The 10,499-nt window shown below is 31.5% G+C and carries 8 protein-coding genes; all 8 read left to right on the top strand.

Going from position 1 to position 10,499, the window contains the following annotated elements:
* The first annotated feature begins 315 nt into the window (after positions 1-315).
* The 8 genes from RINTHH_RS01640 to RINTHH_RS01670 all read left to right on the top strand — a co-directional run bounded on the left by RINTHH_RS01640 (position 316) and on the right by RINTHH_RS01670 (position 9,250).
* A complete protein-coding gene (locus RINTHH_RS01640; protein ID WP_008232095.1) occupies positions 316-435 on the top strand; it encodes a photosystem II protein Y in 120 nt (39 codons plus the stop codon).
* 160 nt (positions 436-595) lie between these two features.
* Entirely contained in the window at positions 596-1,951 is a 1,356-nt protein-coding gene (locus tag RINTHH_RS01645) for a bifunctional folylpolyglutamate synthase/dihydrofolate synthase (protein ID WP_008232097.1), read from the top strand.
* A gap of 1,695 nt (positions 1,952-3,646) precedes the next feature.
* On the top strand, positions 3,647-3,931 hold the full coding sequence (locus RINTHH_RS01650; protein ID WP_008232099.1) for an HU family DNA-binding protein: 285 nt from the start codon (positions 3,647-3,649) through the stop codon (positions 3,929-3,931).
* Positions 3,932-3,957: 26 nt separating this feature from the next.
* Complete coding sequence (gene cobD / locus RINTHH_RS01655; protein ID WP_008232100.1) at positions 3,958-5,094, top strand: threonine-phosphate decarboxylase CobD; 1,137 nt, start codon at positions 3,958-3,960, stop codon at positions 5,092-5,094.
* Between the two features lie 303 nt (positions 5,095-5,397).
* Positions 5,398-6,816, top strand: a complete 1,419-nt coding sequence (locus RINTHH_RS01660) for a dihydrolipoyl dehydrogenase family protein (protein WP_155943880.1) — start codon at positions 5,398-5,400, stop codon at positions 6,814-6,816.
* An 805-nt stretch (positions 6,817-7,621) separates the two neighbouring features.
* Positions 7,622-7,849 carry a hypothetical protein gene (locus RINTHH_RS01665; RefSeq protein ID WP_044304376.1) on the top strand — a complete coding sequence of 76 codons (228 nt, stop codon included), beginning with the start codon at positions 7,622-7,624 and terminating at the stop codon, positions 7,847-7,849.
* A gap of 644 nt (positions 7,850-8,493) precedes the next feature.
* Positions 8,494-8,667: a hypothetical protein gene (locus RINTHH_RS10625; RefSeq protein ID WP_008232106.1), complete on the top strand. Its 174-nt coding sequence runs from the start codon at positions 8,494-8,496 to the stop codon at positions 8,665-8,667.
* 292 nt (positions 8,668-8,959) lie between these two features.
* Positions 8,960-9,250 (top strand): hypothetical protein, encoded by a 291-nt coding sequence (locus tag RINTHH_RS01670; protein WP_008232108.1) that lies wholly within the window; start codon positions 8,960-8,962, stop codon positions 9,248-9,250.
* Positions 9,251-10,499 lie beyond the last annotated feature (1,249 nt).

The following is a 10,499-nucleotide window of genomic DNA, read 5'->3' on the forward strand; positions in this document are numbered from 1 at the left end:
TAAATTCAGGTAGTGTTAACTTGCTAGTAATATTTCCAGTGATTAGTCCCCGGGTGATGTAATCAGTTATGTAGTGGATATTACAGCATAAGCAGCTGAACTAATATCCCATGTCCAGATATGTTAAAAATTGACTTTGATTGATTTTTATTTTGCTAAAACATATTTTAGGAGAATAAGTTAAACCAAAAAACCAGATAAGTCGTGGAATAAAAATTTGCATATTCCTTGGGAAAAAATCCCACTTCATCTGAGAATAGAAATGAGTATTCTTTACAAACCCTTAATTCCTAATTTACAAGGAGGAATCCAATTATGGATATTCGTTTACTTATTGTTTTAACACCATTGGTACTTGCTGCTGGTTGGGCACTATTTAATATTGGTACAGCAGCCTTAAAACAACTGCAAACATTCTTTAATGGGGAGGCTTAAATTATTAATTATCCACCACATCTTTAAAGTACAAGTCGACCGTTTCCCAAATATTCAGTAAGCTTTATTTGTGAGATTCTCAAAGTCTCACTTGTACCTTAAATTGGAAGGCCAACACTTTCAAAAACTGCCAGGCTAGCATAAAGGTAGCTTTACCTAAATGCTATTTTTTTCATTCCTAAAATTCTGGGACGTTAGTGACTTTAGGGTGGTCTTCCAATTTATATCCTTATTTTTGAATAATTTTACTTTTTTTGTGGATATTGACTTACTTTTACAAAAATTTCAATGTTCTAGAGTCCATCTGGATTTATCACGGGTGGAGTCCCTGTTATTAGGTCTTGGTAATCCCCAAAATCAATTGCCTATAATTCATGTTGCTGGCACTAATGGTAAAGGTTCTGTATGCGCTTATCTTTCATCCATCCTCAGAAAAGCAGGTTATAGTACTGGGAGATATACTTCTCCCCATTTAGTGAATTGGGTAGAACGTATTAGTGTTAATGATCAACCAATTTTTCCTAACGAATTATATAAGATTTTACAGAAAGTAGAAAATGCTATTGCTCCCAATCAAGATTTGCCAACTCAATTTGAAGTTATTACTATTGCTGCCTGGCTTTACTTTGTCTATCGACAGGTTGATATTGCTGTTTTTGAGGTGGGATTAGGGGGTAGATTAGATGCTACTAATGTTTGCCCTCCGCCTTTAGTAAGTGTCATTACTTCAATTAGTAGAGAACACTGTCAGATATTGGGTAATACACTAGCAGAAATTGCAGCAGAAAAGGCAGGTATTATTAAAAAAGGACGTCCTGTGGTGATGGGTGTATTACCCCTAAATGCTCAGCAAGTAATACGTTCACAAGCTTCAAAATTAAAATCCCCCCTTATTATAACTAAAAGTTCTCGTCAATTAAAACCAGGATGGGCAAAATACAAATGTAGCAGCGGGAAATATATTAAATATCCTTTACCCCTATCAGGACAATTCCAACTGACAAATTCAGCCGTGGCAATTGCTGCAATTGAGGTATTACAAAAACAAGGTTGGAATATTCCAGAATCAGCCATTATTAATGGGATAGCACAAACTCAATGGCTGGGAAGAATACAATGGACAACATGGAAAAGGCAGAAATTGCTAATAGATGGAGCCCATAATCCCGGTTCTGCAAAAGCTCTGCGTGATTATATTGATAGTCTAAGTGCAACATATGTTGTTTGGATTATAGGCATGTTATCTAACAAAGACCATTTTAATATCTTTAGGGAGTTATTGCGAACACAAGATCGATTATATTTAGTACCAATACCAGAACATAACTCAGCGAATCCAAGAGAATTAGCACAATTAGCTACAACTATTTGTCCAGGACTCGAGAGTTGTTATCCACATACAGATTTACCATCAGTCCTAGATATAGCATTTAATCCCTCAAATAAGGATGGTTTAGTTATTTTATGTGGCTCTCTTTACCTTGTGGGGTATTTTCTATCTCTACAATCGAGTTGATTTTAGAATTATACAAATGCAAAAATTCAAACAATTTCACAACTCAAAAAAGTTCCTTATTTCCCAATTAATGATAACTTGATCATAGTCTTTGACTAATATGTAAGTAAGGATTTCTGGCAAAAATGATTTAGTTGCTTTTCAAATTGGTTTAATAAAAGTTGTCTTAGTAGAATGAACATGTGTACAACATGAATATTCCATTACTTTAACTACTTAATAAAAGTCAAAGTGTTGTCAGTATTAAGCGTTTGATTAGTAAGTCGTAAAACACGACTTACTAATCAAATAATTTAGCCCACTTGATAATTGTTCAAGTAAGCATTAGTTTTACATAGATAGCCCTTCATACAGGACGTAATGAACCTCTTCCTCTAGATTATTTAAGTAATGAAACCCTTTAACATTGCTGCACAATTTTGGATATCAAAGTATAATCTTGTTTTATTAATAGGATTAGAAAATTTAAATATTTAATTTTGTATTCAACCTACTTTTTTCTATTCTTAATAGAAACTTACTTTAAGTTAAATCATATAATTCTTGTAGAGCATCAATTAATAATTAGAATATATTTTCCTGAATTTCTATCAATGTTATCTAAAATATTCCTCTACGTCGAAGTAATCATTAAAGGCTAGAACTATAGATTTGCACTTTTGATAATTGCATACAAATCTTCGAACTATCAATTTCTCTTAGCAAAAAAAAATAGGATTTGTATAGGTATTATTTAAGTAGTTTATCTTATTAAAATAGCTATGTAAAAATTATATTTTTCGTCTCTTTATAGATATTTTATTAGAAGGAATACATATTTATATTTTGTAAGAAATTCTTAAAATATGCTTATAATCAGTATAAATAAAGAATCCATTTAGTGAAACTACTAAATCATTTCCTATGATAGGAGTACAGTAGAAATATTATTATCAGATTTAGATTCTATTAGGATTAGACTTAAATAAAGGCCAAAAAATTTGGCCATTTCCCCCTGAAATCTGATGTGTAATTGCCATAACCTTAGCCATTATGAAGGTATTTTTTAGTGATCATCTTCATAAACTTTGTTTCCGAAGCAAAAAAAACGGTAAAATTACTTGATGGAAATCATTGATCAAAGAACATAATTTTGCTGGAGAGATATTTTACTTATGGCAAAATGTATGATTGATTTTAGCGTGTTTGTTAGCTTTTTATTAAGAAAACTGACAAACATACTGAGTATGAACACCAAAATATGGTCAGTTTTAGAAAAATTTACAAAACTTAGCAAAAAGTTCTTATTATGAAGTTGATTTGAATAGTTATAAACGTCTACAAGTACTTTAAACAAATGAAACCCTGGCTTAAATAAGAAAATTAATGCCAATTTCTTTGAGCTGTATTCTTTAACATTTTTCTGAATGAAAAGTTCTATTGTAAGTATTTATCCTTAATTTTTGGGGTATTTTTTGGTCAAAGAGATCCTTTGAATAAGAGAAAAATCTTGAATTCCATACAAATTAATGGTTTTATATATCCACCTCTAGCTTTCACGCTTTAGAATAATTCATTGAAAAGTTGATTAGATAGTAATTGCAAGCTTTTTAAGCAAAAATACTTATCAGAGCAACTTTCATTAACAATTTAGGGAAAAGATACTTCATAGTGTATCCGTACAATTTTAGGTTAGTGATTTCAGGAGTATAATTTATGAACAAAGGTGAATTGGTTGATGCTGTGGCTGAGAAAGCTAGTGTAACTAAAAAACAAGCTGATGCTGTTCTTACAGCTGCTTTAGAAACCATTGTGGAAGCAGTATCTTCTGGCGATAAGGTAACTCTAGTTGGATTTGGGTCTTTTGAATCACGGGAGAGAAAAGCCCGTGAAGGACGTAATCCTAAAACCAACGAGAAAATGCTTATACCTGAAACCAAAGTACCTGCATTCTCTGCGGGTAAGATGTTTAGAGAGAAAGTAGCACCCCCAAAATTATAAATTTTGAGGTTGGGGAGAGCATTTGCATGATACAGCCTGCACATGGGGGAAACTTAGTTTGGGCAGCAAGACTGGTTGGCTGTTCTCCCAGTGCTATTTTAGATTTTTCTGCCAGTATTAGTCCTTTGGGGCCTCCCCATAGTATTTTAACTGCGATAAAATCTCAATTGGCTAATATCAAAAATTATCCAGATCCAAGTTATAGTGAACTGAGACTTGCTCTCAGTCACTTTCATAAATTACACCCAGATTGGATTTTGCCGGGAAATGGTTCAGCAGAATTACTCACTTTATTGGGTAGAGAATTTGCTGAACTGACCGGAACTATTTTAATAACTCCTGCCTTTGGCGACTATTACCGCACTTTGAAATCATACAATGCCAATTTTCAGGAGATCTGTCTATTTGAGGAAAATGAGAAGGTTAAAAGTAAAAGTAGAAGAGGAAAAGGAGAGAAAGATATTTACCTTATTTCCACTCCTATGGGGCAACAAGCTAAACTACCTCACTCAATCAATACCCACACTTGTGGATTACTAATCAATAATCCTCATAACCCTACAGGTGGTTTGTTTATGAGAGAGACAATTATTCCCTGCCTAGAAAAATTTTCTCTGGTAGTTATAGATGAAGCTTTTATGAACTTTCTATGTCCGGAAGAGGAACAAAGTCTAATTAGTTGGGTTCATAAGTATCCCAATCTAGTAATTTTGCGGTCACTTACGAAGTTCTATAGTCTACCTGGATTAAGATTGGGGTATGCAATCACTAATCCCCAACGTCTCAAACGTTGGGGATTGTGGCGTGATCCCTGGCCTGTAAATACTTTGGCAGAAGTAGCTGGAATCAAAGCCATTCAAGATATACATTTTCAAGAAAAAACTTGGGCATGGCTAAAACCAACAAAATGGGAACTATTTCAAGGTTTAGAAGGGATTGATGGATTACAACCTCTGCCAAGCACCACTAACTTTTTATTGGTTAAATCACAATTTTCTGTTGCAAAACTGCAATTTCAGCTACTCCAGCAACACCAAATTTTAATCCGCGATTGTCTCAGTTTTCCTCAACTAGGTGATCACTTTTTCCGGGTTGCTGTACGTACATCTGGAGATAATAATTATTTATTAAGTGCCTTAAGACAGATTATGCATACTCTATAATTAGTAATATTTACTGATCAACGATATGAGTTTTCACAGCTACGTATTCTATTTGAAAGTCACTATTTAATTCATGTTAGGAACTTATAGCAAAATAAACAAATATAATTAATAATTTTGTTTTTTGTAACTTGTATTGAGCAAAAATTATAAGAAGTATCACAAAGCGTTGAAATCTATACTTTATTAAGTGCTTGATAATACACAATGTGTTGTTTGTGATGTAGCATCACTTATTCCTAGTTAAACTTAGTTTAAGATAATACAAATTATTATTTTAAATCCCAATTCTGAAATCTGAAATTGATTGACTACGATGTTGTAATTATTGGTGGTACTATCGCTGGGCGCTATGCAGCTCTGACTGCAACTTCTATGAATGCTTCTGTTGCTCTTGTAGAACCCCAAGTAAATTATAGTTTAATTCAACAGTATGCTATTTCCCAACTTGCCTATAATATGAGGTTTACCAGCAATAACTTGCTTGGGGCAAATACTAGTTTAATTGGTAAAATAGACAGAAAAGACACGGGTGTTTTAGCAGATACGATGTTGTTTGCAAACCAGGTTGTTAGCTATGCTGAAGAACAAAATTCACCTATTGTTCTTGCAACAAAAGGAGTTGATATTATTTATGGCAATGGTCAATTCCAATCATCACCCCATTTGGTTTTTGCTACCAGTGAACGATTATTAAAAGCACGTACCTATCTAGTTGCTACTGGTTCTTATTGTATTATCCCTAAAATTCCCGGCCTGTTAACGACAGGTTTTCTCACCATAGAAAATATTTGGCAATATCTCTATAAAAAAATAGGAGAACAAGGGATAGAATCTATATCAGAAAAACATAAATTACCACAAAATTGGGTAATTCTGGGTGGAAGTATTCAAAGTGTAGAAATAGCTCAAACATTAAAGTATTTGGGATACAAAGTTACTTTAATTGTTCCTTGTACTCACATTATACCGAGTTTAGATTTAGAGATTGCCTTTATACTGCAAACACAACTAGAAGCAGAAGGAATAAATATTCTAACCAAAACACAGATAATGCAAGTAGAATGCATTGATGGACAAAAATGTTTACACACAAGAGAACAAGTTATAAGAACTGATGAAATCTTGGTAGCTACTCCTAGTAAACCGAATATTGAGTCTCTAGGGTTACCAAAAGTAGGAGTTAAATGGCATAAATACAATCAACTCAAAGTAAATCTTAAATTGCAAACAAACAATCGCCGTATTTATGCTTGTGGTGATGTGCTAGGTGGTTTTAACTGTGTCAATATTGCGAACTATGAAGCCAAAATTGCTATTAATAATGCCCTGTCCTTACCCAAATTAAAAGTCAATTACCTCAGTATTCCCTGGGCTGTACTTACCAACCCCATGGTGGCACAAGTTGGTTTCATAGAAACATTAGCAAAACAACAATACTGTCAAAAAGAATTCTTTGTTTTACGGCAATTTTATAAAAATCTAATCAAGGCTCATATTCAAGATGAAACTACAGGTATTTGTAAACTTATTGTGCTACGTAATGGGGAAATTATAGGGGGTTCTATATTTGGTTCTCAGGCAGGAGAGTTAATTAATATTATTACTTTGGCGATTACTCATAAAATTAAAATTAATCAACTAGCTGACTTGTACCCTATCTATCCTAGTTTTTCCGAAATACTCCAACAAATTTCTAACTTATGGCGAGGCGACACCTGAATCCTAATAATCATATTCATTAGCAATAATTTCGTATCGTAAAGCTTAGCCTATATTCGATATGCTGTGCTTGCTCTAAATATAACTAGCCAATAAAAGGCTCTATTACCTGGAAGACTTATACTTACATAATAGAACAATTTAATATTGATGGTAACTTGCCAATTAGTAATTATTTTATTCACTCAATTAGTTACAGCAATATCTATATGATGGCTTTGAAAAAGCTTAAAATATCACTGTTTAAGACATTACTGTAAAGTATTTGTCTACTCGCGAACACTCTTTGGAAAATAAAGATAGTCTGATAATAATTTAATTAAACTCGAAAAAATATTAATACGCTAAGTATTCTTTGAAGATCACAAATACTATTTTTTCTCTCTAAATTTTAAAACCTAATGCATTTTCATTAGTTTCCCTTTAACTCTAAGATTTAGTCTAAACTTTAGTATCAGAAAGTTAAGATGAGATAATACAAAACATATATGAATAATATACTTGTCAAGGTTCTTATTATACTGCTATCTATTTCTTAGCTCATAAATGGCACTAAAAATTTTTGGTCGATTAGTACTGTTTTCATAAATAGTCAACTTCAAAAGTGAGAAACTTGTATGATGTAGAGGTATCCTAGAATTATAAAATGGAATCAGAACAATTTTGAAATCTTCAATTAATAGGTGATAATTTTTCCTTAATTTGACGAAGTAAAATACTTGAAAACTATTTTATTTTCTTGGTAGAATAACTACTAAATTTTAATTTTATCCCCATTTATACATAAGGTGTAGAAGCATAGTTTATGTCATTATTTACATGCAATTATTTTAAGGATCTAGAACTGGAAGTACCCTGTTTGTCAGTCACCCAACCATTATTACTACAATTAGGCACTATATCTATTATTACGTTGCTAATTGCAGAAAAATCAGCCCCAGCCATACTAGTTTCTTTAGGAGCAGCTAGCGAAGAGTTATTTCAAGGAAAACAACTGCCTATTCTTAAATTTCCCGAAATCGAAAAAACTTAATCTATAGACCAAATTATATATACAGAAAAACGGGTTAATCGTGGCTGAGATACATTACCGCAAACTCATAGATGGTAAAAATAATAATGGATTAAGACTAATAGTCTTAATTAACCAGAATAAAAGGATATGAGTTATTTTCTGAACTTATCCTTATATTAATGCTATGAAGACTTACTATGGACATAATTTAGTTTTATGCTATCTTCTCCAGGTATTAGGAAAATGATGGGGATCTCTTACCTGAAAATAATGAGGTCAAGAAGATGGTTTATCTTCTCGGTCAATTAAGGAGTTTACACCCTCCGGAAGTTCAGATAACTTATGACCAAGTTTCATTAGTATTGAAGTTAATTATAATGGCTAAATATTAATGAAGTCATTCAAGCAGATTTTTATTTTGCACTGTATCTCCATTTTCTCAAAACCATAGAGAAAAGCTATAAGGAACTTAACTTATTAATAAATGAAAAATTCCTACACAATATTTTTTCATATTGGAAAAATATAAAAGAATCAGTTAATAACTATTTAGATAGGAATTTAGATATTTATTGACTAATGGTTAGCATGCTAAACTGAACTATCCAATCAAAAGGTCCTTTTGATTGGATAGTTCAGTTCGCAAATGACAAATACACTATATGGAAGATAATTATCAAAGCAAGAGGACAAAAAAAGAGTTTGATAAGGTATTTGAATTTGAGCAAATTACTGATGGATTTTACCTTACCAGAGATTCGGTAATGCAAATTATGGGTCATCAAGTATTACTTAATAGTGATCTAGTTTTATTACAAGCTAGTACAATTGCGTAATGGTATTATTTTGATCTTTGGGCTTACCATAAGTTTCCTTGCTTAGACCTTTGCGGGAATTAAAAGTATATTGAAACTTCTGAAGGAATTCGTTCTCGTTATAGCAAAGGAGAATGATTGCATGAAGCCTTGTTAACTATTAATGATATTGCAACAGGTATGAGGAATAAAGGATGATACAAACAAGGGAAAATAATGAATATATTTTACCCATAAGTATTTATGGGCTATATCAGGATGCTCAGAATTAGATATTACTCTTTATTTAAACCTTTCTCTTTATATTTTAGGAATGAAAAATCGTACTCTTATTTGCACTTCTTTTGCATTGCTGGCTGGATTATCTAGTGGTTATTTTGGTGGACAGATGACTTCAAGGTTTTATAGTCAAAGGTGTCAGCAATACGGTTGGGGTATAAAACAGGGTTGCCAAGTTTGGGTAACACCAGGAGCATTCTGGCAGGGTAGCATCACGGGAATATGGACTGGAACTATTTTAGGTGCCTTTTTTGGCGGCTTGATTACCCAAAAAAGAATACAGCGAAGCAATAAGGAAAAGGGTATACAAGGTAAATATTTCTAATTAGTTTGGACGATGAAGATATTAGTATGATCTTCTTATGATTAGACAAAATCAATCCAAAGAATGGTATAAGTTTCAGGTCTCTACTATTGATTAATTTTACTATCTTAATAACGCAATACAAACAATTACTTGATCTTAAAACCATTGGTGTGATAACCCGATATAGATAAATATTCCATATAAACTAGTAGAATAAAGCTTGAGTTTGATGTTCTACTATAAATAATAAATTCCTGTCTGAGTAAGATAAGCCATATGAAAATACATATCTGTACAGTTAACTTATGACTGCTTTACATATGCTCGGAGTCATTATCAGTTAAATATTTTCATAATAACTTTTTTCTAAAAAATTATTACAATTATAAAATACGGGAATCATTAATAAAACTAGCTAGGTACCATTTTACTGATTAATTATAGACTCAATCAAAAGTATTAAAAATACTAATTTATTTGTAGAGCAACTAAATATCGCTACAAATTGAATAAATAAAAACCATAATATCCGCTTAGTCATTATTATCTATTTAATTCAGTATGGCTGTTATATGAATATAAAAGTAATTATCTTTAATAATTATCATTAGTCTAGTACACTTTTTTAATTATAAAGTATCTCTTTACGGTAGCAATTCTCCAATTGTATAAAAATAGTAGAATAATCACACTTTTAATTTTCTGTGAATTCTTATATATTAGCTTTTAATATTTAGTTAATATTAGATATTTTCTTATTCTGTTACCCTGCTATTTGTTTAAATTACTTCCATAGACGTAACTAGTTTTCTTGATAACAAAGTTGTTATTTGATATATAAATGAATTATTGTGGATATAAGGATCTAAACAGATAAACTTTAAGCTAGTAAAAATTATATATAGGGTTCCTAAAAAATGTTAAATCAAAGCAAATAATGACTTATTATACTTCCTAAACTTTTAAACATAATATTAATTATAAAAATCACCCTATGATTCCAAAGATAAGGTAATAGACCATATAATAAAGTACTTCCATAAAAAATTACTAGATCAAGATATTCACAACTTATAAAGCAATTTTTTGATAGATTACTCGAGCCCTATTGTAACAAATAATATCTAATTTCTTGCTAACTTAATAGATTTACTCACAATTAATTACTTTATAGTTTCTACTATTAGATATTAAGCAATAGCAACTTTTTACTTACCATGAATATAAGCTTTTAGGAATGATTACACATTTTTTTATTGGTAAATTA

Origin of the sequence: Richelia intracellularis HH01 (assembly GCF_000350105.1) — a bacterium.
Lineage (GTDB): Bacteria > Cyanobacteriota > Cyanobacteriia > Cyanobacteriales > Nostocaceae > Richelia > Richelia intracellularis.

Bases quoted from the DNA above. Each gene is read 5' to 3' on its own strand.
- RINTHH_RS01640 (WP_008232095.1), top strand. From the start codon at position 316: ATGGATATTCGTTTACTTATTGTTTTAACACCATTGGTACTTGCTGCT.
- RINTHH_RS01645 (WP_008232097.1), top strand. From the start codon at position 596: ATGCTATTTTTTTCATTCCTAAAATTCTGGGACGTTAGTGACTTTAGG.
- RINTHH_RS01650 (WP_008232099.1), top strand. From the start codon at position 3,647: ATGAACAAAGGTGAATTGGTTGATGCTGTGGCTGAGAAAGCTAGTGTA.
- cobD (WP_008232100.1), top strand. From the start codon at position 3,958: ATGATACAGCCTGCACATGGGGGAAACTTAGTTTGGGCAGCAAGACTG.
- RINTHH_RS01665 (WP_044304376.1), top strand. From the start codon at position 7,622: ATGTCATTATTTACATGCAATTATTTTAAGGATCTAGAACTGGAAGTA.
- RINTHH_RS10625 (WP_008232106.1), top strand. From the start codon at position 8,494: ATGGAAGATAATTATCAAAGCAAGAGGACAAAAAAAGAGTTTGATAAG.
- RINTHH_RS01670 (WP_008232108.1), top strand. From the start codon at position 8,960: ATGAAAAATCGTACTCTTATTTGCACTTCTTTTGCATTGCTGGCTGGA.